23 protein-coding genes, 2 tRNA genes and 2 pseudogenes are annotated in these 25,417 nt (G+C 54.4%); 19 read left to right on the plus strand and 8 right to left on the minus strand.

Annotated elements, in window-relative coordinates:
• The 4 genes and pseudogenes from DPA2511_RS23495 to bioB all read right to left on the minus strand — a co-directional run.
• The coding region (locus tag DPA2511_RS23495) for an AAA family ATPase (RefSeq protein ID WP_404821628.1) at positions 1–109 on the minus strand (109 nt) is incomplete at its 3' end.
• Positions 102–854 (minus strand): annotated as a pseudogene (bioC, locus tag DPA2511_RS21715) (malonyl-ACP O-methyltransferase BioC). The pseudogene bioC and the gene DPA2511_RS23495, both read right to left, overlap by 8 nt.
• A complete protein-coding gene (bioF, locus tag DPA2511_RS12560) occupies positions 841–1,989 on the minus strand; it encodes an 8-amino-7-oxononanoate synthase (protein ID WP_015854130.1) in 1,149 nt (382 codons plus the stop codon). The pseudogene bioC and the gene bioF overlap by 14 nt, the downstream one beginning before the upstream one ends.
• Complete coding sequence (gene bioB / locus DPA2511_RS12565) at positions 1,990–3,027, minus strand: biotin synthase BioB (protein WP_023638363.1); 1,038 nt, start codon at positions 3,025–3,027, stop codon at positions 1,990–1,992.
• An 89-nt stretch (positions 3,028–3,116) separates the two neighbouring features.
• Here bioB and bioA point away from each other — a divergent pair, with 89 nt between their 5' ends.
• The 13 genes from bioA (at position 3,117) to DPA2511_RS12630 (ending at position 17,803) form a co-directional block, all read left to right on the plus strand.
• On the plus strand, positions 3,117–4,409 hold the full coding sequence (bioA, locus tag DPA2511_RS12570; protein ID WP_015854132.1) for an adenosylmethionine--8-amino-7-oxononanoate transaminase: 1,293 nt from the start codon (positions 3,117–3,119) through the stop codon (positions 4,407–4,409).
• A gap of 104 nt (positions 4,410–4,513) precedes the next feature.
• On the plus strand, positions 4,514–5,878 hold the full coding sequence (locus tag DPA2511_RS21720; RefSeq protein WP_015854133.1) for an MFS transporter: 1,365 nt from the start codon (positions 4,514–4,516) through the stop codon (positions 5,876–5,878).
• Complete coding sequence (locus tag DPA2511_RS12580) at positions 5,875–6,690, plus strand: AraC family transcriptional regulator (protein ID WP_015854134.1); 816 nt, start codon at positions 5,875–5,877, stop codon at positions 6,688–6,690. The genes DPA2511_RS21720 and DPA2511_RS12580 overlap by 4 nt, the downstream gene beginning before the upstream one ends.
• 303 nt (positions 6,691–6,993) lie before the next feature.
• On the plus strand, positions 6,994–8,937 hold the full coding sequence (locus DPA2511_RS12585) for a glycoside hydrolase family 3 protein (protein ID WP_023638364.1): 1,944 nt from the start codon (positions 6,994–6,996) through the stop codon (positions 8,935–8,937).
• Between the two features lie 266 nt (positions 8,938–9,203).
• Complete coding sequence (locus DPA2511_RS12590) at positions 9,204–9,620, plus strand: CidA/LrgA family protein (RefSeq protein ID WP_015854136.1); 417 nt, start codon at positions 9,204–9,206, stop codon at positions 9,618–9,620.
• Positions 9,610–10,305, plus strand: coding sequence for a CidB/LrgB family autolysis modulator (locus DPA2511_RS12595; protein WP_015854137.1), 696 nt, complete (start codon positions 9,610–9,612; stop codon positions 10,303–10,305). The genes DPA2511_RS12590 and DPA2511_RS12595 overlap by 11 nt, the downstream gene beginning before the upstream one ends.
• A 262-nt stretch (positions 10,306–10,567) precedes the next feature.
• Positions 10,568–11,452 (plus strand): cytidine deaminase, encoded by an 885-nt coding sequence (gene cdd / locus DPA2511_RS12600; protein WP_015854138.1) that lies wholly within the window; start codon positions 10,568–10,570, stop codon positions 11,450–11,452.
• 365 nt (positions 11,453–11,817) lie between these two features.
• Positions 11,818–13,515: an NAD-dependent malic enzyme gene (locus tag DPA2511_RS12605; protein WP_015854140.1), complete on the plus strand. Its 1,698-nt coding sequence runs from the start codon at positions 11,818–11,820 to the stop codon at positions 13,513–13,515.
• A 319-nt stretch (positions 13,516–13,834) separates the two neighbouring features.
• Complete coding sequence (moeA, locus tag DPA2511_RS12610) at positions 13,835–15,067, plus strand: molybdopterin molybdotransferase MoeA (RefSeq protein WP_015854141.1); 1,233 nt, start codon at positions 13,835–13,837, stop codon at positions 15,065–15,067.
• Positions 15,067–15,825, plus strand: coding sequence for a molybdopterin-synthase adenylyltransferase MoeB (gene moeB / locus DPA2511_RS12615; RefSeq protein ID WP_023638365.1), 759 nt, complete (start codon positions 15,067–15,069; stop codon positions 15,823–15,825). Before moeA ends, moeB begins: the two co-directional genes overlap by 1 nt.
• A 62-nt stretch (positions 15,826–15,887) precedes the next feature.
• Complete coding sequence (locus DPA2511_RS12620; RefSeq protein WP_015854143.1) at positions 15,888–16,283, plus strand: acyl-CoA thioesterase; 396 nt, start codon at positions 15,888–15,890, stop codon at positions 16,281–16,283.
• A 201-nt stretch (positions 16,284–16,484) separates the two neighbouring features.
• Complete coding sequence (locus DPA2511_RS12625; RefSeq protein WP_015854144.1) at positions 16,485–17,084, plus strand: nitroreductase family protein; 600 nt, start codon at positions 16,485–16,487, stop codon at positions 17,082–17,084.
• Positions 17,085–17,248: 164 nt separating this feature from the next.
• Positions 17,249–17,803, plus strand: a complete 555-nt coding sequence (locus DPA2511_RS12630; RefSeq protein WP_015854145.1) for a flavodoxin family protein — start codon at positions 17,249–17,251, stop codon at positions 17,801–17,803.
• Here DPA2511_RS12630 and DPA2511_RS23500 read toward each other — a convergent pair.
• The 3 genes from DPA2511_RS23500 to DPA2511_RS12640 all read right to left on the minus strand — a co-directional run bounded on the left by DPA2511_RS23500 (position 17,781) and on the right by DPA2511_RS12640 (position 18,955).
• Positions 17,781–17,978, minus strand: coding sequence for a hypothetical protein (locus DPA2511_RS23500; protein ID WP_153247104.1), 198 nt, complete (start codon positions 17,976–17,978; stop codon positions 17,781–17,783). The genes DPA2511_RS12630 and DPA2511_RS23500 overlap by 23 nt on opposite strands.
• Positions 17,979–18,126: 148 nt before the next feature.
• Positions 18,127–18,474, minus strand: coding sequence for a hypothetical protein (locus DPA2511_RS12635; RefSeq protein ID WP_015854146.1), 348 nt, complete (start codon positions 18,472–18,474; stop codon positions 18,127–18,129).
• A 391-nt stretch (positions 18,475–18,865) separates the two neighbouring features.
• Positions 18,866–18,955: transfer RNA gene (locus tag DPA2511_RS12640), tRNA-Ser, on the minus strand.
• A gap of 93 nt (positions 18,956–19,048) precedes the next feature.
• Between DPA2511_RS12640 and mtfA the strand changes: the two genes are divergently transcribed.
• The 3 genes from mtfA (at position 19,049) to DPA2511_RS12655 (ending at position 21,495) form a co-directional block, all read left to right on the plus strand.
• A complete protein-coding gene (mtfA, locus tag DPA2511_RS12645) occupies positions 19,049–19,846 on the plus strand; it encodes a DgsA anti-repressor MtfA (protein ID WP_015854147.1) in 798 nt (265 codons plus the stop codon).
• A 107-nt stretch (positions 19,847–19,953) separates the two neighbouring features.
• A tRNA-Asn gene (locus DPA2511_RS12650) sits at positions 19,954–20,029 on the plus strand.
• 179 nt (positions 20,030–20,208) lie between these two features.
• Entirely contained in the window at positions 20,209–21,495 is a 1,287-nt protein-coding gene (locus DPA2511_RS12655) for a tyrosine-type recombinase/integrase (RefSeq protein ID WP_015854148.1), read from the plus strand.
• Positions 21,496–21,689: 194 nt separating this feature from the next.
• Here the strand turns inward: DPA2511_RS12655 and DPA2511_RS22860 are convergent, their stop codons facing one another.
• Complete coding sequence (locus DPA2511_RS22860) at positions 21,690–23,063, minus strand: DHA2 family efflux MFS transporter permease subunit (protein ID WP_153247105.1); 1,374 nt, start codon at positions 23,061–23,063, stop codon at positions 21,690–21,692.
• Positions 23,064–23,350: 287 nt separating this feature from the next.
• On the opposite strand from DPA2511_RS22860, the gene DPA2511_RS12665 reads away from it, so the two are divergent.
• The 3 genes and pseudogenes from DPA2511_RS12665 to DPA2511_RS23935 all read left to right on the plus strand — a co-directional run.
• The gene (locus tag DPA2511_RS12665; RefSeq protein ID WP_015854150.1) at positions 23,351–24,007 is read left to right on the plus strand and encodes an NAD(P)-dependent oxidoreductase; all 657 of its coding nucleotides are present in this window, start codon (positions 23,351–23,353) and stop codon (positions 24,005–24,007) included.
• 538 nt (positions 24,008–24,545) lie between these two features.
• Positions 24,546–25,103, plus strand: a complete 558-nt coding sequence (locus DPA2511_RS21725; protein WP_015854151.1) for a hypothetical protein — start codon at positions 24,546–24,548, stop codon at positions 25,101–25,103.
• A 96-nt stretch (positions 25,104–25,199) separates the two neighbouring features.
• Positions 25,200–25,417, plus strand: a pseudogene (locus DPA2511_RS23935) (helix-turn-helix domain-containing protein); the annotation flags it as partial.

The raw sequence follows: 25,417 nt of genomic DNA on the forward strand, positions 1-25,417 counted from the left end.
AGCCCGCCGTGCGATAACCGGCGCGGCGCGCCGCCTGCAGTAACGCCACGCTGGCGACGGTTTTGCCCGCGTCGGTATCAGTACCGGTCACAAACCAATATTCAGTCACGATGAATAACGCCGAAACAACGTTGATAGGTCAGCGGAAAGCCCTGTTCATGACGGGAATAGTTCGCCGCCAGCGCCGTCAGCCGGGTACGGCTCAGGTACCCTGCGGCCGCCAGGTGGCGCCGACGCCCTTCACCGAACGCATCAGACTCAGCACATCCGGGAAATAGCACGTCGTCGGCTCGCAGCGCACCTCGGCGTGATAACCACGACACACGTCGACGATATCCGCCAACGACAAAAATTGCCGTATCCGACGGGAACCATCCACCTGCCGCCAGGCGGCGTCCAGCTCCGCCAGCGTCCCGTCCACCAGCGTGCAAAACGCGATAACCCCGCCGGGGCGAGTGACGCGATACAGTTCCGCCAGCGCGCCGGCAAAATCGTCACACCACTGCAGCGCCATATTGCTGAAACTGATATCCATGCAGCAAGACGGCAGCGGTAAACACTCGATATCCGCCAACACATAGCGTGTTGCGCTCTGCCGCCGCGCCGCCTGCGCTAACATCTCCGCCGACAAATCCAGCGCGGTGACTCGTTTACCCAGCGACTGCCAGCAACGGCCGAAGTACCCCGGTGCCGCAACCGGCGTCCAGTACGTCGTCGCCGTCGCGCATCCCCACCAGCGTCATCAACCGCTCGCCGCTGGCTCGTTGCACGTCGGCAAAACGATCGTAACCCACGGCAGCCCGGCCGAATGCGCGGGCGATCGCCTGTTTGTGCTCCGCATCAACCAGCGTCATGCAGCACCTCCAGCAAACGCGCGATATCTTCCGGTTGCTGGTCGGCGGTCAAGGTAATGCGCAATCGCGCCGTACCCGGCGGCACGGTAGGCGGCCGCATCGCGCTCACCCACAGCCCGGCGTCGCGCAACCGCTGCGCCAGCGCCACCGTGTGAGCATTGTCGCCCACCACCAGCGGTTGAATCGCGCCGGGCGCATCCAGCAGGCGAAACGGCAGACTCGCCGCGCCGCGGCGGAAACGCTGCACATTATCCAACAGCTGCGCCCGCCGATCGTCGCCGCTGCGCACCACCGCCAGCGCGGCATCAAGCGCGCAAGCCTGCGCCGGCGGCATCGACGTGCTGTAAATCAGATGACGCGCAAACTGGATCAGGTATTCGGCCACCGACTGGCTGCACAGCACCGCAGCGCCGCCGACGCCGAATGCTTTGCCGAACGTGACGATCAGCAACTCCGGCTTCACTTGTTGCTGCCAACTGCTACCGCGCCCTTCGTCGCCGACGATCCCGACGCCGTGGGCGTCGTCCACCATCAGCCAGGCCCCGTGCGCACGGCTGAGGCGGTGCAATGCCGCCAGCGGCGCGCTGTCGCCGTCCATGCTGAAGATCCCCTCCGTCACCACCAGCGTTTGCCCGTCGGTCGGTTTCTCCAGCAATTGCGCCAGCGATGGCGGCTGATTGTGCTGAAAACGTCGCAGCGTAGCCGGCGACAGGGTGGCGGCCTCCAGCAAGGATGCATGGCTGAGGCGATCCGCCAGAATGCGATCCCCCTCACTTGCCAGCGCCGCCACCACCGCCTGATTGGCGGCGAAGCCGGAAATCATCAGCAACGCCTGCTCATAACCGAGCCACTCCGCCAGCCGGTGTTCCAACTGCTGATGCGCCTGCGTATAACCGGTCACATGCCCTGAGCCGCCGCTGCCGACGCCGTAACGCTCCGCCCCTTGCTGCCAGGCGCGGATCACCGCCGGATGGCGACTCAAGCCCAGATAGTCATTGCTGGAAAAATTGAGGTAGCGCCGCCCCTGATGCTCCAGCCAGCGACCGCCGCCGCCCCGGTTCGGCAACCGGACGCGGTAGGCATCCTCCGCCCGGCGCTGGGCCAGCGCCCGATCGATACGTTGCTGCCAGCTCATTCACACCGCCGCGTTGTAGTACAAATCGGTATCGGCGTGCAGTAGCGTTTCCGCCAGTTGCTGCCGCTGTTGGTTGTCGCCGTATTCGGTGCCGGTCTGCTGCGGGTTGAGCCCCAGTTTGCGGAACAACAGCCGATCCTTGTCTTCATGTGGATTAGGCGTCGTCAGCAATTTGCAGCCGTAAAAAATCGAGTTGGCGCCGGCCATAAAGCACATCGCCTGCGTCTGTTCGCTCATTTGCTCGCGACCGGCGGACAAACGCACATACGAGGTCGGCATCATGATGCGCGCGACGGCGATGGTACGGATAAAGTCGAACGCATCCACCTCTTCGTTATTCTCCAGCGGCGTTCCCTTCACCTTGACCAGCATGTTGATCGGCACGCTCTCCGGCGGTTTGGGGAGGTTAGCCAGCTGCACCAGCAAGCCGGCGCGATCGCGCACCGTCTCGCCCAGCCCGACGATACCGCCGGAACACACCTTGATGCCGGCATCGCGCACTTTGTCCAGCGTATCCAGGCGTTCCTGATAGGTGCGGGTGGTGATGATGTTGCCGTAGAACTCCGGCGAGGTATCCAGATTGTGGTTGTAGAAATCGAGCCCGGCCGCCGCCAGCCGCTCAGCCTGATCGCCGTGCAGCGTCCCCAGCGTCATGCAGGTTTCCATCCCCATCGCCTTCACGCCGCGCACCATCGCCTCCAGATAGGGCATATCCCGCGCGTGCGGATTTTTCCACGCCGCCCCCATACAGAAACGGGTCGAACCCGCCTCTTTCGCCTGACGTGCGGAATCCAGTACCTGCTCCACCTGCATCAGGCGTTCGTTTTCAATACCGGTACGGTAACGGGCGCTCTGCGGACAGTATTTACAGTCTTCCGGGCAGGCGCCGGTTTTGATGGAAAGCAGCGTGCTCACTTGCACCAGCTGCGGATCGAAATGTTGACGGTGCACCTGCTGCGCTTCAAACATCAGCGCCAAAAAGGGCTTATCAAACAGGGCTTGCGCTTGCTCCAGCGTCCAGTGTTTTCGTTCGGTCATCATGGCAACTCCGGGTGAAAAAGTGTTGCCAGTGTAATTTGTGCGGGTATGCTGTCAACCAAATAACAGTCAATTTAGTTTACAAGCGTATGAATTCGGATGATCTGAGCTTCGACCAGCGCCATATTTGGCACCCCTATACCTCCATGACCCAGCCGCTGCCCTGTTACCCGGTGGTCGCCGCTAAGGACTGTCAACTGGCGCTGGCAGATGGCCGTCGGCTGGTGGACGGTATGTCGTCCTGGTGGGCGGCCATCCACGGCTACAACCATCCGGTGATTAATCAGGCGATGCGCGACCAGCTCGGCCGCATGTCCCACGTCATGTTCGGCGGCATCACTCATCCGTCGGCGGTGGCGCTGTGCCGTCGGTTGGTCGCCATAACGCCCGCAGCGCTGGAGTGCGTATTCCTGGCGGATTCCGGCTCCGTCGCGGTGGAAGTGGCGATGAAAATGGCGCTGCAATATTGGCAGGCCAGAGGGGAACGGCGTCAGCGTTTTCTGACCCTGCGTCACGGTTATCACGGCGACACCTTCGGCGCCATGTCGGTGTGCGACCCGGACAATTCGATGCACCGCCTGTATCAGGGCTATCTTCCCGCCCATCTGTTTGCCGATGCGCCTGCCTGCCGCTTCGACGCTGACTGGGATCCGCAAGATATCCAACCGTTGCGCACCCTGTTGGCGCAGCACAGCAGCGATATCGCCGCCGTCATCCTGGAGCCGATCGTGCAGGGCGCGGGCGGCATGCGTTTCTACCATCCTGCGTATCTGCAACAGGCGCGCCGCCTGTGCGATCACTACGGCGTCCTGCTGATCGCCGATGAAATCGCCACCGGGTTTGGCCGCACCGGCCGGTTATTCGCCTGTGAGCACGCCGGTATCACGCCGGATATTCTCTGCCTCGGCAAAGCCCTGACCGGCGGCTATCTGACGCTATCCGCGACGCTGACGACCCGCGCCGTCGCCGAGACGGTCAGCAACGGCGAGGCGGGTTGCTTTATGCACGGCCCCACGTTTATGGGCAATCCGCTGGCCTGTGCCGCCGCCAACGCCAGCCTGTCGCTGCTGGCGGACAACCGCTGGCAGGCACAGGTCGCCGCAATTGAAACCCAACTGCGACAGGCGCTGCTGCCGCTGGCGGAGGTCGACACGGTGGCCGATGTGCGGGTGCTGGGGGCGATCGGCGTGGTGGAAACGCATCGTCCGGTCAATATGGCGCAACTCCAGCGCTTCTTTGTCGAACGCGGCGTGTGGATCCGCCCTTTTGGCCGGCTGATTTACCTGATGCCGCCGTTTGTGATCGCGCCGCAAGCCTTGCAACAACTGACGGGCGCTATCCGCGATGCCGTGACCGCCAAACATCAGGATCTGTTCTTATGATGTTGTCCGTTTTGATACGGAACATGTCTTTTTCGAGCATTCAGTCCCGCTACCCGGCGATTTAGCATAGTCGGTATCTTGTCACCGATTATGGAGTTCCAGCTATGCCCGCCGTTATTTTTTCCCCTGCCCGACGAACGCTTGTCGCCAGCGTATTGGTGCTGTTTCTGGCTGCGATGGACAGTACCATTATCAGTACCGCCCTCCCGGCCATCCGGCTGGATATCGGCGCCTGCGGCAATTGGCCCTGGGTGATGTCCGGTTTCCTTCTGCCCATGGCGCTGGTTGCACCGCTGGCCGGCGCCTATGCGGATCGGTTTGGCATTACCGCCACCCTGAAAGGTTTTCTGTTGCTGTTTTTGTCCGCATCCGCATGGGCGACGCGTTGCCCCAACCTCGACGGGCTGATCGGCGCTCGCATCCTGCAAGGCGCCGGCGCGGGTGGTCTGGTCGTATTGGTCTATACCTTGCTGGCACAGCTGTTTAGCGCCGAACAACGCGGAAAAATGCAAGGGATGCTCAGCGCCGTCTGGGGCATTGCCGCGATTAGCGGCCCGTTGATCGGCGGGGTGCTGACGCAAACGTTCGGCTGGCGCAGCGTATTCTGGATTAACCTTCCCATCGGCCTGTTCGCCCTCGGGTTACTCCTCACGCTTAACGCACCCGCCCGGCCTCTCCAGCGTCACCCCATCGATGCCGGCGCACACTTGGTACTGGCCGTGTTTTCATATGGGGTGATTGGCGTGTTGCAAGCGCTAAACCACAGTCATACGCAAGTGCTGCCGCTGGCCTGCCTGTGCGTGGGCGGGATACTCATGAAACGGCAATTACAGCGTACCCCTCAACGTAGCCCTCTTCCGGTGGATTTCTTTCAACGGGCCGATCTTCTTGCCGTCATTGTGCTGGTGATCCTGTCCAGCGCCGCTATTTATGCCACCGTCACCCTGTTGCCGATGGCGCTGGCACGCCATGCCGTCACCCCCATTTCGGGCGGGTTGTTGATTATGGTGGCCGCGATGAGCTGGGTATGCGGCGCGATCGTGTGCGGCCGTCTGCTCACCACCCAGGGTTATCGAAAGTTGGCTATCGCCGGGATGGTATTGCTGATGACCGGCGCGCTCATGCTGGCAGCGACTTTATCTGCGGGGAATCTATTCGCTGTTATCCCGGCCCTGTTTCTTATTGGTCTCGGGACTGGTCTGGTCGCCACCGTAACGCTGGTTTTCGCCCAGAATGCCGCTCCGGCCAATCGGCTTGGCAGTTGGACCTCCATGATCCAGTTCCTACGCAATCTGGGGTCGGCGGCGGGTATCAATCTGCTGGCCGCCGTACAGCAACAAACGTCCGCCGCATACAGCTTCACCCTGTGCTTCCTGCTGCTGGCCGGGTTGATGTTACTGGGTATTATTCCGGGGTATTTTATGCCAGCATCCCGCGACGGCATTCGCGCTACAGGAACTGAACCATGAGCCATCCGCTATACGGCGCCCCACGCACCGGGCTGACGGAAAGAACGATCGATACGCTATCGGCGCACGAGAATCCGCCTCATCGACACCCGCAAGGGCAATTCGTCTTGGTACGGCAGGGCCTGTTACAGGGGTTTTCGTCGCAAAGCAGCTGGCTGTTGAAGGCCGGGATGGCCATCTGGATCCCGCCGGAGACGGTGCACTGGGGAGAAACCGCCCACCAGGTCGAACTTCTGGTGGTGTATGCCACGCCTGAGCAATGTCAGGCGATAACCTGCCCGCTTAAGTTGATGAATGCGTCATGTTTGATTATCGGCCTGTGCGAACGGCTTGCGGCGCCCAATTCCGCACTGCCCGATACGCGACGCGAGCGGTTATTGCAGTTGCTTTTTGAAGAAATCGCGGACAGCCCATCCAGCCCGTTGTCGTTGCCGTTACCTGACGACCCGCGGTTGAAGAAAATCACCGACGCGCTGATCGCCACGCCATCGCTGCGGCATAATCTGGATAGCTGGGGAAAACACGCAGGAGCAACCGCGCGCACCTTGTCCAGGCTGTTTATGCGCCAGACCGGTTTGTCATTCGGCGCATGGCACGATCGTCTGTTGCTATCCGAAGCCTGGCGTCAGCTACATGCCGGGTACAACAACGATGCACTCGCCCTTCATCTGGGTTTTTCGTGCGGAGATGCTTTCGGGCACTGGTTCAAACGCATCGCGGGTCTAACGCCGGGGCAAGCGCGTCGGCAGTGTCAAACGGCGCGTGTGCTCCCCTCCCAGACCGTTCGCCGAGATACCTCACGACTGCGCTAACGCCGGGTGCCCAGCACCGAGCGCCTCGGCCACGCCATCACTGCCGTTTATTCCTTGAACCCGCTTGCGAATTTGGGATGGCAGGCTTGAATTCCGCCCGGCCGCTCAACTAGCTTGTCACTACCCCCGAAGAGAGCGCGGCCTGGCCTGCACCCCGCAATTTACGCCTTCCTGCGTGGTTCGCCCCAGCGATGTAACCGGTTGCTGTTGCCGGCGCCGCCTTCTCATCCGGCGGACGTCTTCCTCTGACCATGAGAACGATAACAATGACACGCTTACCCACGATATGTCGTACCCCCAACGGTGTTGGCGCTAAGCGCCGCGCTGCCTTTGCTGTTTTCCCCGCTGGCATCCGCCGTCCAACAGGCGGTATTGGAGACCCGCGATATCAGACTGATCAGTGTTGATGGCTTGCAGTTCAGGGATCTCAACCGGGATGGCAAACTCAACCCGTATGAAGACTGGCGTCTGCCGGCGGCGGTGCGTACCGCCGATCTGGTATCCCGCATGACGCTGGCGGAAAAAGCCGGCGTGATGATGCACGGTTCGGCGCCGACCGCCGGGAGCGTCATCGGCGCCGGCGCGCATTATGACCGGCAGAGCGCCCGCGCGCTGATCGCCGATCTCCACATCAACAGCTTTATCACCCGCCTTTCCGGCGACAACCCGGCGCAGATGGCGGACGAAAACAACGCATTACAGCAGTTGGCGGAAGCCACCCGGCTGGGGATCCCCATCACCATCAGCAGCGACCCGCGCAATGCCTTTCAGTCGCTGGCCGGCGCCAGCAGCGCCGCGGGTAAATTCAGCAAATGGCCGGAAACACTCGGGCTCGCCGCCATCGGCGATGAGACGCTGGTGAGACGTTTCGCCGATATCGTCCGGCAGGAATACCGCGCCGTCGGGATTACCGAAGCGCTGTCGCCGCAGGCGGATCTCGCCACGGAGCCGCGCTGGCCGCGCATTGACGGTACCTTCGGCGAAGACCCGGCCCTGACGAAAAAAATGGTGCACGGCTACGTCGCCGGCATGCAAAACGGCACCGGCGGCCTTAACGATGGCAGCGTCATTGCGGTGGTCAAACATTGGGTCGGCTATGGCGCGGCGCAAGACGGCTGGGACAGCCACAACGCCTACGGCAAATACGCCCGTTACGGTAAAGATGGGTTGCAATCCCACATCGAGCCGTTTACCGGCGCCTTCGCCGCCCACGCCGCAGGCATCATGCCCACCTACTCCATCCTGCGCGGCGCCACCTGGCGCGGCGTGCCTATCGAACCGGTCGGCGCCGGTTTCAATAAGTTTCTGCTTACCGACCTGCTGCGCGACCAATACGGTTTTGACGGTGTGATCCTCAGCGACTGGCTGATTACCAATGATTGCAAGGGTGATTGCGTCACCGGCGTCGGGCCGGGCGAAAAACCGGTGCCGCGCGGCATGCCCTGGGGCGTGGAGCATCTGACGTCCTATGAACGCTTTATCAAAGCGGTCAACGCCGGCATCGATCAATTCGGCGGCGTCACGGATTCAGCCATGTTGGTCAAAGCGGTGCGGGAAGGCCGTTTGCGGGAATCCCGGCTGGATGCGTCCGTCACCCGGATCCTGCAACAGAAATTCCAGACCGGGCTGTTCGAACGGCCGTTCGTTAAGGCAGAACAGGCGGGAAACGTGGTCGGCAATCCGCAATCGCAGCAACTGGCTAATAATGCCCAGGCGCAGGCACTGGTGCTATTGCAGAACAAACAGTTGCTGCCGCTGCGTCCGGGGAGCCGGTTGTGGGTCTACGGCATCGACCCGGCGGCGGTGAAAAATGCCGGCTTCATACCGGCCACGCGGCTGGAAGAGGCCGACATCGCGCTGATCCGCACCCGCACGCCCTACGAGCAGCCGCATAAAAACTACTTTTTCGGCAGCCGACACCACGAAGGTTCGCTAGCCTTCAGCGCGGATAATCCCGACTATCAGGCTATCGTGCGCGCCAGCGCCCGCGTGCCTACCGTCGTCACCCTGTATCTGGAGCGGCCCGCCGTCCTGGCGAATGTGGTGAACAAGACCCAGGCGCTGGTCGCCAATTTCGGTGTTAGCGACGCGGTATTGCTACAGCGGTTGTCGTCTTCTGCGGACTATACCGCCAGGTTGCCATTCGAGCTGCCATCCTCCATGCAGGCGGTGCTGAAACAGCGTTCGGATCTTCCCCACGACAGTGCCGCCCCCTTGTTCCCGTTCGGGTTCGGGCTGCCGCGCTGATGCGGTTTCCGTAACGGCTTCCCCCGGGGTCTCCGCACGAGGCCCCGCTTAGCCGTGCCTCCCGATAACCGGCAGACAACGGCAGACCCAGAAAATACCGCCCGAACGTGCTTGGCCCTACCGAGCCGAACCCATGCGCACCGTTCGCACGCCAGTACGCACTGGACGCCTGCATGAATCCGCTGAAAGTATTTTGTGATGCGTAGCACACCTACAGGAGTAGCGTTATCATACTTCCCCTTCGCTCAATCAGGAGTTTCCGTCCTATGGGTAATGCATTCATCCTTTGCTGGCAGTATTTGCGCGCTTTCGCGCTGATCTCTCTCTGTCTTTTTGCCGGCAACGCGGTATCCGCGCTGCTGCCCATTACCATCCCCGGCAGCATTATCGGCATGTTGATACTGTTCGCTCTGTTGGCCTCGCAGATCCTGCCGGCCCGTTGGGTCAAACCCGGCTGCAATCTGTTTATCCGCTATATGGCGCTGCTGTTCGTCCCCATCGGCGTGGGCGTGATGAACTACTACGATCTGCTACTCAGTCAGTTCGGCCCGATTGTGGTGTCCTGCTTGTTCAGCACCATCATCGTCATGCTTGTGGTCGGCCATACGACCCAGATGATGCAACGCGATCGCCGTATTCCTGACACATCCGCCAAACCGGGAGGAAGCAACCATGCTGAATAATATCGGGTGGTCGCTGCCGTTGACGCTGGTGGTGTTTTTCGCCGCGCGCCGGCTCGCCATGACACTGAAAATGCCGTTGTTCAATCCGCTGCTGATGTCCATGCTGGTGATCATCGCCATCCTGCTGATGCTGCACATTCCCTACGCGCACTATTTCGCCGGCAGCAGTGTGCTCAACAGCCTGCTGCAACCGGCGGTGGTGGCGTTGGCGTTTCCACTGTACGAACAGTTGCACCAGATCCATGCCCGCTGGAAATCGATTATCAGCGTATGTTTTATCGGTAGCGTAGCGGCGATCGTGTCTGGTACGGCCATTGCACTGTGGTTGGGCGCCACCCGCGAAATCGCCGCGTCGGTGCTGCCCAAATCCGTCACCACGCCGATCGCCATGGCCGTCGCCAGCACCATCGGCGGCATTCCCGCCATCAGCGCAGTCTGCGTGGTTTTCGTCGGTATTCTCGGCGCCGTACTGGGCCATACGCTGTTTAATCGGGTGAATATTCGCACCGCCGCCGCGCGCGGCCTGGCGATGGGCACCGCGTCGCACGCCCTCGGTACTTCGCGGTGTGTCGAAGTGGATTACCAGGAAGGCGCGTTCAGTTCTCTGGCGTTGGTTATCTGCGGCATCATGACATCGTTGATTGCCCCCTTCCTGTTCCCGGTGCTGATGCGGCTATTCGGTTGATGCTCCGCCGTGGAGCGCCCCCGCAAGCGGCGTTTCCACACGCCTTATCGATGGCGTTCGCCGAATTATCGATGCCGCACGCCAGATGCCGGTTGGAATACAGGTGCGAGGGGCGACGAATGGATGCACAAAACTGGAATGCCTCACACATTTCTTCTCTGCATTTCACTCATTTCATTTAAAAAGTGATAAAAATCACACATAACAGCGTGATCGCTTTCTACCATTCGTATCACAGTCGTCACCATCCAAGAGGGTTCTCATGCAAGCACGTTTCCAGAGCGCATTCACCCATCTGTCTGCACCGTTACAGTCTGCATTGGCGCCGATGCTGGCGCGGGATGATTTTTCCGCCATGCTGACCGCAGCCGAAGTCAACCATCTCTGCGGCCAGTGCCGGATCACCGTTGATGCGCTGGCGTTCGCGCTGCTCCCTTTGGCGGCGGCGTGTGCGTTGACGCCAATTTCCGCCTTCAAGGTCGGCGCTGTGGCGCTCGGGGACAGCGGCGCATTGTACTGGGGCGCCAATATGGAGTTCTCCGGCGCGCCGTTGCAACAAACCGTGCACGCCGAACAAAGCGCGGTAGCCCACGCCTGGCTGAGGAATGAAACCGCGTTACGGAGCGTCACCGTCAACTACACGCCGTGCGGGCATTGCCGTCAGTTCATGAACGAACTCAACAGCGCATCGACGCTGAACATTTGCCTTCCAGGCCGTTCGCCGGCCCGCCTTGGCCATTATTTGCCCGATGCGTTCGGCCCACGCGATCTGAACATCAGCACCCTGCTGATGGATAACGTAGATCGTGGCATGACGCTGCCGGAATCCGATGCGCTGACCGCTGCTGCGCTCGATGCCGCCAATCGCAGCCACGCCCCTTATAGCCAGGCGTTCAGCGGCGTGGCCTTACAGGGCGAGCGCGGTATCTATACCGGGCGTTACGCAGAAAACGCAGCGTTTAATCCCAGCCTGCCGCCATTGCAGTCCGCACTCAATCTGATGAATTTGTCCGGCGAATCCCATGACGCAATACAACGGGCCGTGCTGGTGGAACCACGCCGCGCCGCCATCAGTCAGTGGAGCGCCACGCAATCACTGCTTGCTATGTTGGGGTGTCAGGACACCCGCCATGTTCTGGCGGAGTAACGTCGCCTTTCCCGTCAGCCCGCGGTCAACACCTCGGGTTGACGCCTGCCAATCGGCCATTTGGCCAGACCTACCGCCGTGTTCACCCTGCGCCGTGCGCAAGCAGGAGAGGCCGACGACCATCGCCCGAGATAACGACGCCACAAGGTGGCGATCGCCGTTGTTCATCCGTCAACCTGCCGCTAAACCGCCGGAAATGGGCAGTATTTGTGACTCCTTCCACATTTTCGTTATATGCAAGTCATGTGTAATTATTTTAATTAACATTTCCTGTACATATCAGCTGGGTACTTTAAGATCCGCGCTACCGATACACGGCGTTGGTTCGCCAACAGGTTTCCGCTACCTAAAAGAGTTAAAAAATCATGGAATTGGAATACGAAAGTAAACGTCCACTCTATATCCCTTACGCCGGTCCCATTTTGCTCGAATTCCCCCTGCTGAACAAAGGCAGCGCCTTCAGTGACGAAGAACGCGACCACTTCAACCTTCATGGCCTGTTGCCCAAAGCAGTAGAGACCATTGAAGAGCAGGCAGAACGCGCCTGGCGTCAATATGAGTCATTTAAGAACGACATGGAAAAACATGTCTATCTGCGCAATATCCAGGACACCAACGAAACCCTGTTTTACCGCCTGCTGGCCAACCACCTGAGCGAGATGATGCCCATCATCTACACGCCGACAGTCGGCGCCGCGTGCGAAAACTTTTCTGATATCTACCGCCGTGCGCGTGGTCTGTTCATTTCCTACCCGAACCGCGAACACATCGACGACATGCTGCAGAACGCCACTAAACAGAATGTAAAAGTCATTGTGGTGACTGACGGCGAACGTATCCTTGGCCTGGGCGACCAGGGTATCGGCGGTATGGGCATTCCTATCGGTAAGTTGTCCCTGTACACCGCGTGCGGCGGGATCAGCCCGGCCTATACGCTGCCGGTGGTGCTGGATGTCGGTACCAACAACCCGCAGCGACTGAACGACCCGCTTTACATGGGTTGGCATCATCCGCGTATCACCGGCGAGGAATACGACGAGTTCGTCGATGATTTCATCCAAGCGGTTAAACGCCGTTGGCCGAACGTTCTGTTGCAGTTCGAAGATTTCGCCCAGAGCAACGCCATGCCGTTGCTGAAGCGCTATCGCGACGACATTTGCAGCTTCAACGATGATATTCAGGGAACCGCCGCCGTGGCGCTGGGGAGTTTGATCGCCGCCAGCCGCGCCGCCGGCAGCCAACTGCGCGACCAGACCGTTACCTTCCTGGGCGCCGGCTCCGCCGGTTGCGGCATCGCCGAACAGATCATCGCCCAGATGAAGTCCGAAGGACTGAGCGATGAAGAAGCCCGCGCCCGCGTATTCATGGTGGATCGTTTTGGGCTGCTGACCGACAAGCTGCCGAACCTGCTCGATTTCCAGAGCCAACTGGTACAGAAGAGCGAAAAACTCAGCAAATGGGACGTGAACAGCGACGCTATTTCACTGATGGATGTGATTCGCAACGCCAAACCGACCATTCTGATCGGCGTATCCGGCCAGCCGGGTCTGTTTACGGAAGAGATCATCCGTGAAATGCACCGTAACTGCCCGCGTCCGATCGTGATGCCGCTGTCCAACCCGACCTCTCGCGTCGAAGCGCGTCCGGAAGACGTTATCCGCTGGACCGACGGCGCCGCGCTGGTCGCCAGCGGCAGCCCCTTCCCCCCGGTGAAATACAAAGACCGCGTGTACCCGATCGCACAGTGCAACAACTCCTACATTTTCCCGGGTATCGGTCTGGGTGTGCTGGCATCGGGCGCTAAGCGCATTACCGACAGCATGCTGATGGCCGCCAGCCGCGCGCTGGCCGACTGCTCTCCGCTGGCGGCGGATGGCGAAGGCGCTCTGCTGCCGGATCTCGGCACGATCCACGATGTCTCCAAACGCATCGCGCTGGAAGTCGGCAAAGCGGCGCAATTGGCCGGCGTGGCGGAACTGACCTCCGAAGACGCGCTGCACAAGGGGATTGCCCATAACTTCTGGCACCCGCAGTATCGCCAGTACAAACGCACCTCGTTCTAATCACGATTGTTCGGTTCTTGAAGCGCGGCAACGTCCGCGCTTTTTTTATTCACCCGCGCCGACTCCCCTCACAGATATCTCCTGTCGCGTTCTCCCCAGGGGCGATTTCTGCCATAATGCGACACCATTACAGGCATATTCGATTGTGCTATGCCGTACATACCCTTAATCATTCGAGCGGCCGGGCCGCACGCCTGTGTGTTGAACGATGCAATGCCTCAGCCGCACGCGCCAGCCCCACCGATGAGCCGAATCATGCCGCCGACACACCGGCGACTTGCGTATGACAGGTATAGCCGAATCACATCACGGAGCGGTTATGGATACTTCAGGCTTACTTTCTCTGGAACAGGCGCTGCAAAAAATGCAGGCGCAGGTTTCCCCTCTTACTGCGGCTGAAACGGTGGCGCTTTCACAAGCGGCAGGCCGTATTACCGCCGTGCCGGTCACGTCCCCGGTGAATGTTCCCCCCTTCGATAATTCGGCGATGGACGGCTACGCTATTCGCCACAGCGATTGGCGCGGCGAACCGATGCCTGTCGCCGGGAAGGCGTTTGCCGGTATTCCCTTTGCCGGCGAGTGGCCTGTCGGTACCTGTATCCGCATCATGACCGGCGCGCCGATCCCACCGGGAGCGGATGCTGTCGTGATGCAAGAACACACCGCCGCAGACAGTAACGGTCATATCCGCATTACCCACGAGGTGAAGCCGGGCCAAAATATCCGTCGCCTCGGCGAGGACATTCAACAAGGCGCGCAGGTGTTTCCAGCCGGTGTTCGTCTCGGCAGCGCCGAACTGCCGTTGCTGGCGTCGCTGGGGCTGGCGCAGTTGGCAGTGATACGACGCCTGCGTGTGGCGCTGTTTTCCACCGGTGATGAACTGCAGGTGGTCGGCGAACCGTTGCAGGACGGGCAAATTTACGACACTAACCGTTTCGCCATCCGCTTGATGTTGTCGCAGTTGGGTTACGAGGTGGTGGATTTGGGGATCGTGCGCGATGACCCTACCGCGCTGCGTCAGGCGTTTAAGGATGCCGCCGCTGTCGCCGACGTCGTCATCAGCACCGGCGGCGTTTCCGTCGGCGAAGCGGATTACACCAAACAGATGCTGGATGAACTGGGCGATATTCATTTCTGGAAACTGGCGATCAAACCCGGAAAACCGTTCGCTTTCGGCAAACTGCAGAATGCCTGGTTCTGCGGCCTGCCGGGCAATCCGGTTTCCGCCGTGGTGACATTCTACCAATTGGTGCAACCGTTACTGTCGAGCCTCGCCGGCGACACGCATTGGCGCCTGCCGCCGCGCATCCGGGTGAAAACGGCGACGCCGCTGAAAAAATCGCCTGGTCGGCTCGATTTCCAACGCGGGATTGTTAGCCGTAACGCCGACGGCGATCTGGAAGTCAGAACCACCGGGCATCAGGGTTCCCATATTTTCAGTTCTTTTAGTCTGGGCAACTGTTTTATTGTGCTGGAGGCCGAACGCGGGCCGGTCGCCGCCGGCGAGTGGGTGGAGATAGAACCCTTCAACCTGCTGTTGAGTCATCCATGATGCTACCCGAACTGACAGACGCCGAAGCCCTGCGCTATAACCGGCAGATTGTGCTACGCGGTTTCGATTTCGATGCGCAGGAAAAACTGAAATCCTCGCGTGTGTTGATTGTCGGCCTCGGGGGATTAGGCTGCGCAGCATCGCAGTATTTGGCCGCCGCGGGAACCGGCCACCTGACCCTGCTCGATTTTGATACCGTGTCGCTTTCCAACCTGCAACGTCAGGTACTGCATCGCGATGACAGGATCGGCATGACAAAGGTGGCTTCCGCCGCCGCTACCCTGCAGGACATCAACCCTCATGTCGTGCTGGAACCGATTAACGGCGTACTGGATGACGCTGCGCTACAGGCGCTGATCGTCAGACACGATGTGGTGGTGGATTGCACCGATAACGTTACCGCCCGGGATCAACTCAACCGCGGGTGCTATGCCGCAAAGACAGCGCTGATCTCCGGCGCAGCCATTCGGATGGAAGGCCAGATCAGCGTATTTACCTATCAACAGGATGAGCCCTGTTACCACTGCCTGAGCCGTTTGTTCGGCGACTCGGCGCTGACCTGCGTAGAGGCTGGCGTCATGGCGCCGCTGGTCGGCGTGATTGGTTCGTTGCAAGCGCTGGAGGCCATTAAAGTGCTGACGCATTATGGTCAGCCGCTGGTGGGGAAATTGCTGTTGTTCGACGCAATGACGCTGCAATTCCGGGAGATTCGGCTACCTCGCCACCCCGGCTGCTCGGTTTGCGGCGCGACCGAATAGTCACCATACCGGAATTTTATTGGTGTAAGATGGCGGCCTGACTTCCCAACAGGCCGTCTATCATGGCAGAAGACATCACCCTCGAAGAACGTATTCAGAACTCCATTACCCGCGTCGCTAAGGTGGTATTTCCCACCAATATTAACCATCATGCCACTCTGTTCGGCGGCACTGCGTTGGCCTGGATGGACGAAATCTCCTTTATCACCGCGACACGTTTTTGTCACAAACCGCTGGTTACGGTTTCCACCGAGAAGATTAATTTCAATACGCCGATTCCTTCCGGCACCATCGTCGAACTGATCGGCAAGGTTAGCCGCATTGGACGTACCAGCCTGACGGTCGATGTCGCCGTTTATCTGGAGCACATGTATGCGGAAGGTCGAACCCAGGTGATTTCCGGCCAATTTAATTTCGTCACCGTTAACGATGAAGGGCGCCCCGTCCCGCTATTTTGACCATCGCGTATATCCGGCGTTGGCCTCACCGTCGCCGGGTGTTCACCCGCAACTGCACGTCTGATTTCCGCATATTCAGGATATGTGCCGGTATGTTTATGCTTTTTTTGCACCAACACAGCGTAAAGAGGCGTTGAAGCCTCAGGGGATCGGTGCCAGAGTATGAGGAGTCGTTCTGTCATCTAATCAGAGGATTTCACCATGAATAATGCATTCCTTCAGGCGATTAAGGCCCGTCGTTCTATTTATGCCCTCAGCAGCACGCTACCCGTTTCAGAAGATCAAGTGACTCAAATGATTACCGATGCCGTCAAATTGAGCCCGTCAGCCTTTAACTCGCAAAGCTCTCGCGTGGTTATTCTGTTTGGCGAACAACACCAGAAAGTATGGGATATCGTCAAATATCAATTGCAGAAAATTGTTCCAGCTGAGGCTTTTGACGCCACCGAGAAAAAACTGGCGACATTCGCCGCCGGCGCCGGTACCGCTCTGTTTTATGAAGATACTGAAGTCGTAAAATCCCTGCAGGAAAAGTTTGCCGCTTATGCCGACAATTTCCCCATCTGGTCCGAACACTCCACCGGCATTGCGCAGTTCGCCGTCTGGACTGCATTGGCACAGGCCGGGATAGGCGCTTCACTGCAACACTATAATCCGTTGATCGACGACGATATTCGTCACGCCTGGCAGTTGCCTGAAAGCTGGAAACTGCGGGCCCAGTTACCCTTCGGCGCCATCGCCCAATCCGCCGGAGAGAAAACCTTTATCCCGGATGAGCAACGCTTCCGCGTCTTCAAATAAGCACAGCGTTGCCAGCAGTTACCCCGAAGTAACCAGATCACTATAAAGTAACTTATTGTTTAATAAGAATTTTAACGATACCATTCCGTTCACTGTGCTGTCGGAACTTCTTGCTGGAGCAGAGCGAAGTTCCGTTTTCTATCGAAAATTCATAAGGAAAACACATGAGCAAGATTGCGGTTGTCTACTTCTCCGGCTACGGCCACACCCAATATATCGCAGAGCAGGTCGCGGAAAGCGCCAAAGCATCGCTGGTCTCCATCGATAACAACGGTGATATTACCGATGCCGATTGGCAAACGCTCAACGATGCCGACGGTATCATCTTCGGCGCACCGACCTATATGGGTTCCGTTCCCTGGCAATTTAAGAAGTTCGCCGACGCCACTTCTAAAATCTGGTTCACCCGCGGTTGGCAGGACAAAGTCTTCGGCGGCTTTGCCAACAGCGCCAGCCTGAATGGCGATAAGCAAGTTACGCTGATTTATCTGCAAACTCTGGCGTCGCAGCATGGCGGTATTTGGGTCAGTCTGGGTCTGCCGCCGTCTAATACTCAGGCTGCGACACGCAATGACGTCAACAACCTGGGCGGTTCCGTCGGCGCATTAATTCAGTCGCCTTCCGATGCCGGCGCCGATGCTATCCCGGCGGGCGATGTGGAAACGGCACGTCTGTATGGTGCTCGCGTTGCTGAAGTCACCGCACGTCTGCGCGGTTAATCCCTGCGATCGTCTGGACACGCCTTTTCGCGGCTATTGCCGCAACCCAATGCGCCAGATGATAGACAGCCAAAGGGCCGGTTTCCCGGCCCTTTTTCATATTGCCACCAGCCCGATAATCGCCGGCATCGAAAATAAATCGCATCGCCTTCGATAGAACATTATTCTTTTGCATTCCGATCTTATTCCCAGAATAATTTTATTGCCGTAAAAAACGGACACTCACCCTATTCCCTGCCACATAAAAACGCCTCAAACATGTATTAAGACTAATGTGAAAACAAATAATGAAATAACGATAACGACCGCGTCGATAAATACGTTCAGAGGCCAACATGACATTCCAGCGTCATACAGAATAATTCGTATTCGATATCAAACTCATTGTACTGAACATGTTTGAAGGGACTTAATGATGATAGCGCTACCTCAACCTGCTCTCGCAGTGCTCTGGCGCTGGGAACTGTATGGGCATAGCAATCAACGCTGACAACCACCCGGTTATTCTTAACCTGCTGTAATGTATCGTAAGTGGTTTCCTGCTGAAGAGAGAAAATCAAAAAACGGCGCATCTCAAGCGGCAAATGATATACGGAACAAGGAGCGACATACGCATATACACGACCGTCGGCCAACTGTCTTAACAATGGATAAATATCGTCTTCGAACATATCAATCACCTTATAATGAAGATGCAAAAAAATAGCCTTTAAACCATTAATTACAGCGCGGATTTATTCATTAACACCCTGCCGAATTTCACAAATCATCATAAAAATAATCTCAGCCACCCTCATTACAGGGCGTATGTTCCTGATACCACACAACAGGGAAAACGGAATTTTACCGGCATGTTCGGTTATCACCGGTGATGACGCATGATGTTATCCGGCGATCATGACTGACGATGTGCGTTTATGCCATCTGAGAAGCAAAAATGTAAATATGCGGCGCTATGCAAAGACATACCCGATGTTTACTGGCATAACCGGCAAGTTTTTATCTGTTTTGATGTGAGAGACAGTAAAGCGAGATTTCAGGAGAACGAGCAGATGAGAAATGTGGCGGAGAGAGAGGGATTCGAACCCTCGGTGGGGTTGCCCCCACAACGGTTTTCGAGACCGTCCCGTTCAGCCGCTCCGGCATCTCTCCGTAAAAACGGTGCTTATAATGCACGCTTTTATGGCATTTTAACAGGACTAACCGGCGCCTTTGAATTCAAGTGATGACTTAGCGAGCAACACCATGATGAAGTGGCAGTGGAAAAACCCAATATCGACGATGAATGAAGTATCCGAGTGGCGGCAAGCGCTGTCCATTCCGTTAATGGCCCCGCTGGAGGAGTCAGAACACCAGCGTATTGTCATGGTGGCAAAACAATTTTTACGTCAGAAACGACTGGTACCTCTGCAAGGATTGGTACTTGATGAGTTAATGGCCAAACGCATTGCTCTGCTGTTTTCATTGCCAGTGATGGAACTGGGCATCGAATGGCTCGATGGTTTTTACGACGTATTGATCCATCCAGCACCTTTTGAGGTCGAGGGCGAATGGATGGATGACAATGGGCTGATTCACAGCGGCACCAGTATACAATCAGGGCAAAGCTGGGATCAGGGCCCGGTGATCCTCAACTGGCAGGAGATTCAGGACTCGTTTGATCTCTCCGGCTTTAATCTCGTTATCCATGAAGTCGCCCACAAACTCGATCTCCGGGGCAATGGCCACGTTTCCGGCGTACCGGCCATGCCGCTACGCGAGGTTGCGCTTTGGGAGCAACACCTGCATGCGGCGATGGATGCATTGCGCGAAGAAATCGAACTGGTGGGCGAAGACGCCGCCAGCATGGATCCCTATGCAGCGACCGATCCCGCAGAGTGTTTCGCCGTACTTTCCGAATACTTTTTCAGCGCACCCGACCTGTTGACCGAACGTTTTCCGCAGGTTTATCAACATTTTTGCCGTTTTTACCGCCAATCGCCGCTGGCGCGGTTGCAGCGTTGGCAAACGCAGCACCCATCGTCAGCTGCGCAGCCGGAGTGATGACAATAACGGCAAATTGTTCACAGGCTGGTCGATTGGATGGCGGAAGCGATTTTACCGTTGACAGCCCATGACACGACCGATAATATGCGCCCCGTTCCAGCAATTCCTCTGTAGTTCAGTCGGTAGAACGGCGGACTGTTAATCCGTATGTCACTGGTTCGAGTCCAGTCAGAGGAGCCAATTTAAAGAAAGCAGACGTTCACTGGCGTCTGCTTTTTTGCTTTTTATCAATTGGTTATCCCCTTCTTTAGGTTCGCCCTCGTTCACCAAAAAACACTCGAAGCCATACCCTTTTGCTGGTAAAAATACTGGTAAAGCTGGTTCGATTTCGTTTTTACCAGCAATCGGAGGGAGCCGTCATGTCACTTACTGATACTAAAGTAAAAAATGCCAAGTCGTCTGAAAAGGCGGTAAAGCTTACTGACGGGTTCGGCCTCTACTTGCTGGTGCATCCCAACGGTTCAAAATACTGGCAGTTGGGTTATCGATTTGAAGGAAAACAGAAGGTGTTTTCCATTGGCGTCTATCCTGCTGTTTCACTGGCTGATGCCAGACAACGCCGGGATGAAGCAAAAAAGCTGTTAGCCGCTGGCATTGACCCCAGCGCTAAAAAGCAGGCTGACAACAAAACCATTCAAGAGAAGCGTAACAATACTCGCGCTTTCAAGACCGTTGCTAAAAGCTGGTTTGCTACCAAAACCACATGGTCGGAAGATTATCAGCGTTCGGTCTGGACAAGACTCGAAACCTACCTATTCCCTGACATCGGTAACAAGGACATTTCTGAACTGGATACGGGCGATCTGCTGGTTCCCATCAAAAAGATAGAGAAGCTGGGTTATCTGGAAATTGCTATGCGGGTAAAGCAGTACGCCACCGCCATCATGCGTTATGCCGTCCAGCAAAAGATGATCCGTTTCAATCCGGCCTATGATTTGGAAGGCGCGGTTCAGAAGCCCCAGACCGAACACCGCCCCGCTATTGAACTGGAAGAGATACCTACCCTACTGGAGCGTATTGAATCTTATAAAGGCCGTAGCAGACTGACCCAATTGGCGATTAAACTCAATCTGCTGATTTTTGTCCGCTCCAGTGAACTCCGCTTTGCCCGATGGTCAGAGATCGATTTCAAAAGTGCTTTATGGGTTATCCCTGAACAGCGTGAAGCCATTGAAGGGATCAAGCATTCAGGCCGTGGTGCCAAAATGCGCAGAAAGCATTATGTTCCTCTATGCGATCAAGCACTGGCAATTTTAGAAGAACTAAAAGACCTCACCTATGATGTGAATGGTGATGAAGGTTTTATCCTGACGGGCTGTTATGATGCGATGAAGCCAATGAGTGAAAACACCATTAACAAGGCGCTGCGTAAAATGGGCTATGACACAAAAACCGATCTGTGCGGTCATGGTTTCCGAACGCTGGCGTGTAGTGCATTAATCGAATCAGGTATCTGGCCGGAAGATGTGGTTGAGCTTCAAATGAGCCATATGGAAAAGAACAACGTTCGCGCTGCCTATACTCATAAGGCCAAACACCTTGAGCAACGCCGCCTGATGCTGCAATGGTGGGCTGATTTTCTGGATGCTAACAGCAACGGGATGGTTAGACCGTTTGAGTTTTCGCAGAATACAAAAGGATACTGATCAGTACGAACAGCACTTTTGAGCACTACATGGTAGCGTCTTAATTGAATCGGGTATCGGTCAGGAAGATGTAGCTTTCAAATAAGCCACACGAAAAGACCTGTGCCCGAACTTAATGAACAGCGTCCCCTGATGCTGTAATAATAGGCTGGTTTTCTGGATAGTAAGATGTAATCTCAAGGGGATTGGTGTGTCTATCGATTATCTTTAGGAAACAATAATGTTGCCAGTGCACATACCGCTGATAACACTGAAACGATTGTCAATGTGTAAAAATAAGCCAAACCATTAGATAATCTAGCCTCTTGAGTGCTTAAAAACTGTATGCAGAAAGCACTAAATACCGGACCACCTAAGCGCTGTAATATGTTTAAAGAAGTTGCTGCCGAAGGTAGTTTATCCTTAGATATTGTGAAGTAAGCTAATGTCGTAGATGGCACACCAATCAATCCTTGGCCTACACCAGTAACCAGAAGAGCTAATGCAACAGAAATACTATAGTGAAATGCAAAAAATGAAGTTTCGAGAGAGAATAACACAGTTCCCAAACAAGAAATACATGCCCCATAAAAAGCAGTATTCCTCATTCCTAATAAATTTATTATTTTTGCGACAAAAACAAATGAAAGGATCATGCCAACGCCTAATGGTGCAAGCATTAGCCCCAAATGTTCTGGACTTTCTCCCATAATGTTAATTAAAAAAAGCGGCACCATAATTTGACAGGAGTAAATAATTCCATTCAAGAAAAACTGGACAAAGGAACTAATAGTGAAGGTTTTATTTTTAAACAAAAATACATCAAGCAATGCATTTTCATTATTTATTTTTGACCAAAAAATGAAAACAAAAAGAAGAGCAAGTCCTGATAAAAAAGCGATTTTCCCACTTATTACTGGGAAATAATTTATTCCTAGCAACAATAACGAAACACCAAAAGTTATAAATACAAATCCATATACATCAAATACTTTAACCTTATAGTCACGATGATCATCATTTAATGACAAGAATGCCATAACCATTCCAATCAAACTGATGGGTATGTTCAGAAAAAATAACCAATGCCAATCACCGTAACTAAGTATAACACTTGCTATTAGGGGACCTAAAAGTGGTGCTAGAACTATTGTGGCTGCAGCATAGCCTGAAACCTTTGCTAAATTCCTACCTGAATTTACAGCCAGCATCATCTGAGATAAAGGTGCCATTAACCCACCGAATAATCCCTGAAGGATTCTGAATATGATAAGTGAACCAATAGACCATGATATGCCGCAAAAAAAAGAGGTTAGTGCATAACCCAAAAAGCAATAAATGTATAATTTCTTAATGCCAAATTTCCCGACCAACCATCCACTCAATGGTATAACAAGTGTTACTGCCATCATATAGCCAGTAGAAACCCATTGAACTATAGAAATTTTTTTAGAAAAGTGGCTTGATAACTCTGACAAAGAGACATTTACAATAGTTGCATTGAGAAGTGAAATAAACGACCCAATCACAGCAATAAAAATAACCTTCCAAAGATAAGTACTTATTGTAGTATTTTCTTTACTTGCCATGATATTCATCACATTAAAAAGAGACAATTTTAGTATAACGCTTTTTTTCTTAAATGGAATACGTCCAGTTTTGCATTATGTGCTTTTACATTATCACATGAGGAAAAGGCACTATACAAATGCACTGTAGAGCAGTTATATATAAATCTATTGATACGACGGCAAACCCTCGTTTGTTATGGTAGTGATTAATAAATCATACTAAATCACAACGGTAAGTTTAACGACATATCGAAATTAGATGACAGGCATCACAAATTTATTAATATATAAAAAAGGTTTCAATCATGACTAAAGCTAAAAAGATAATTGTTATTGGAGGTACAGGTTACGCGGGTTCAGCTATTGTACGTGAAGCTGTTAAGCGTCAGCATCTGGTTACCTCAATAAGTCGCTCTGAGCCAAAAGAACCCATAGATGGGGTGGAATACATCATATCCAGCACTGCAGATAACGAAATCATGGTGAATGGTTTTGATGTTGTTGTTGGGGCACTATCACCAAGAGGTAGTAATGTTGGCACTCTCGCTAAAACCTATGAAAATTTAGCAATTAAAGCAGCTGTGAATGATGCTCGACTTATACTAGTAGGAGGTTTCTCATGCTTGAGGCCAGCTCTTGGTGAGCCACGAATGATTGAGGCAGGGGGATTTCCAGAAGGGACGCCTGAAGAAATTATTGTGGAAGCGAAGGAAAATATGGATGTTCTAAATAATCTACTGAAAGATTCAACGGGTGTAGATTGGCTGTTTGTTTCTCCAGCGCTTGAATTTTCCTCATGGACTCCGGGAGAAGATCTCGGGTACTATCGTGTTGGTGATGATGTTGCTCTTTTCGACGAAAACGGAAAGTCAGCTATTAGTGGCATAGATTATGCTCGTGCTATTCTGGATGAAATAGAAAATCCCAAAAAACATCGAGTTCACATAGGTATTGCTTACTAACATTCAACATGGTGCTATTAAATAAACACATTTATTTTACTAGCACCGTCCTTTAATAGATCAGTATCATGATTATTTTTCATTAATAACATGTAATTTAAAGCAAATTAAAACATTCGACACAGCGGGGGGAACCTAAAAAATATAAAAAAACTCAACAAACCACATAAAAAAACAGCAGAAACCAACTTATAGAAAAACCAGCCTTGCATCAAGACATCATGTTTATCAAACATAATAAAACCCAGATCTGATTGCTCTCCCAGACCTTCAAAAACTATTTTAGTATCTATTTATATAATAGTATCAATCAAGTATTCCTTTAAATCGTGCTGAGATTGTATTATCTGATCTCATAAGGAAAAGCAGGAATAGCTTTCATCACTCGCAGTCTAATGCGCATCATCAGCATAACTGTATTTATTTTACATGAAACCTGCTAATGCCTTACCACCCCATTTACAAAATAGGTGGTCAGCCTTATTCATGCATGGTATTTTTAGCATCAGATTTTATCATATAGTATAAGGATATCATCATGCATTTCCTAGACAGAATAAAAAAAGAGATGTCAGAGGGGATCGTGAAAGCGATTCTGGAACATCATGGTTATCGGGTTATTGATACGGGTATTGAAAAAGTTATAAGAGAAGTATCCTGCCTCCCGCAGGATTTATATAACACTCTCGGTTTTCCAGACGCAATGAGACGTCTCCCCGATTTTGTCATCATGAATGTGGACCAGACGAATAAAATACTGGTAGATGTGAAATATCGTTCAACATGGGACAACAATTTACTATTTGATGAAAGAACCCTGACTCAGTTAAATTATTACAAAAACATTACGCTGGTAGTGGTTAATAGTAATCCGCCGCCACCTCCACCTACAATGAAAAATCACAAACCCACAGGGGCTTATATACGGTGTATTTGTCTTAAACATGAGAATGGTAAAAATTTTGTCAGATGGCGTGGACATTCCTATGACTGGGTAGAAATTACCGCCGAAAAAGTGAAGAACTATCAATGGTTCTCAACGTGTTATCTGTGGGAGGTTTTCGACGGCGTATCGTCAACAGATGACGTGCATTAGTCGCGACCAGATCTGACATATCAGCTTGAAAGAGTGAGAGTTACCGGTTTTGATATGGGTGTCGAATCCTTATACAAAACACTAGAGGTAACTCTCATGTTGCATACTAACAATCCTGTCATCAAACACAAAGCGGGTTTACTGAATCTGGCCGAAGAACTTGGTAATGTTTCGAAAGCCTGTAAAGTCATGGGCGTATCGCGCGATACTTTCTATCGTTATCGGGAGTTGGCTGAACAAGGCGGTGTGATGCGTTAATCAACCGAAGTCGCCGTAGTCCGAACTTGAAAAACAGAACCGATGCAGCAACGGAC

Origin of the sequence: Musicola paradisiaca NCPPB 2511, from assembly GCF_000400505.1 — a bacterium.
GTDB lineage: Bacteria > Pseudomonadota > Gammaproteobacteria > Enterobacterales > Enterobacteriaceae > Musicola > Musicola paradisiaca.

What these genes read in the sequence shown, in the direction of transcription:
- DPA2511_RS12620 (WP_015854143.1), top strand. Translation starts at nt 15,888, where the DNA reads ATGGCAGAAGACATCACCCTCGAAGAACGTATTCAGAACTCCATTACC.
- DPA2511_RS21725 (WP_015854151.1), top strand. Translation starts at nt 24,546, where the DNA reads ATGCATTTCCTAGACAGAATAAAAAAAGAGATGTCAGAGGGGATCGTG.
- DPA2511_RS12665 (WP_015854150.1), top strand. Translation starts at nt 23,351, where the DNA reads ATGACTAAAGCTAAAAAGATAATTGTTATTGGAGGTACAGGTTACGCG.
- DPA2511_RS12630 (WP_015854145.1), top strand. Translation starts at nt 17,249, where the DNA reads ATGAGCAAGATTGCGGTTGTCTACTTCTCCGGCTACGGCCACACCCAA.
- DPA2511_RS12625 (WP_015854144.1), top strand. Translation starts at nt 16,485, where the DNA reads ATGAATAATGCATTCCTTCAGGCGATTAAGGCCCGTCGTTCTATTTAT.
- bioB (WP_023638363.1), bottom strand. Translation starts at nt 3,027, where the DNA reads ATGACCGAACGAAAACACTGGACGCTGGAGCAAGCGCAAGCCCTGTTT.
- DPA2511_RS12635 (WP_015854146.1), bottom strand. Translation starts at nt 18,474, where the DNA reads ATGTTCGAAGACGATATTTATCCATTGTTAAGACAGTTGGCCGACGGT.
- DPA2511_RS22860 (WP_153247105.1), bottom strand. Translation starts at nt 23,063, where the DNA reads ATGGCAAGTAAAGAAAATACTACAATAAGTACTTATCTTTGGAAGGTT.
- DPA2511_RS12605 (WP_015854140.1), top strand. Translation starts at nt 11,818, where the DNA reads ATGGAATTGGAATACGAAAGTAAACGTCCACTCTATATCCCTTACGCC.
- DPA2511_RS12590 (WP_015854136.1), top strand. Translation starts at nt 9,204, where the DNA reads ATGGGTAATGCATTCATCCTTTGCTGGCAGTATTTGCGCGCTTTCGCG.
- DPA2511_RS12595 (WP_015854137.1), top strand. Translation starts at nt 9,610, where the DNA reads ATGCTGAATAATATCGGGTGGTCGCTGCCGTTGACGCTGGTGGTGTTT.
- bioF (WP_015854130.1), bottom strand. Translation starts at nt 1,989, where the DNA reads ATGAGCTGGCAGCAACGTATCGATCGGGCGCTGGCCCAGCGCCGGGCG.
- bioA (WP_015854132.1), top strand. Translation starts at nt 3,117, where the DNA reads ATGAATTCGGATGATCTGAGCTTCGACCAGCGCCATATTTGGCACCCC.
- DPA2511_RS12580 (WP_015854134.1), top strand. Translation starts at nt 5,875, where the DNA reads ATGAGCCATCCGCTATACGGCGCCCCACGCACCGGGCTGACGGAAAGA.
- cdd (WP_015854138.1), top strand. Translation starts at nt 10,568, where the DNA reads ATGCAAGCACGTTTCCAGAGCGCATTCACCCATCTGTCTGCACCGTTA.
- moeB (WP_023638365.1), top strand. Translation starts at nt 15,067, where the DNA reads ATGCTACCCGAACTGACAGACGCCGAAGCCCTGCGCTATAACCGGCAG.
- moeA (WP_015854141.1), top strand. Translation starts at nt 13,835, where the DNA reads ATGGATACTTCAGGCTTACTTTCTCTGGAACAGGCGCTGCAAAAAATG.
- DPA2511_RS12655 (WP_015854148.1), top strand. Translation starts at nt 20,209, where the DNA reads ATGTCACTTACTGATACTAAAGTAAAAAATGCCAAGTCGTCTGAAAAG.
- mtfA (WP_015854147.1), top strand. Translation starts at nt 19,049, where the DNA reads ATGATGAAGTGGCAGTGGAAAAACCCAATATCGACGATGAATGAAGTA.
- DPA2511_RS21720 (WP_015854133.1), top strand. Translation starts at nt 4,514, where the DNA reads ATGCCCGCCGTTATTTTTTCCCCTGCCCGACGAACGCTTGTCGCCAGC.
- DPA2511_RS23500 (WP_153247104.1), bottom strand. Translation starts at nt 17,978, where the DNA reads ATGCAAAAGAATAATGTTCTATCGAAGGCGATGCGATTTATTTTCGAT.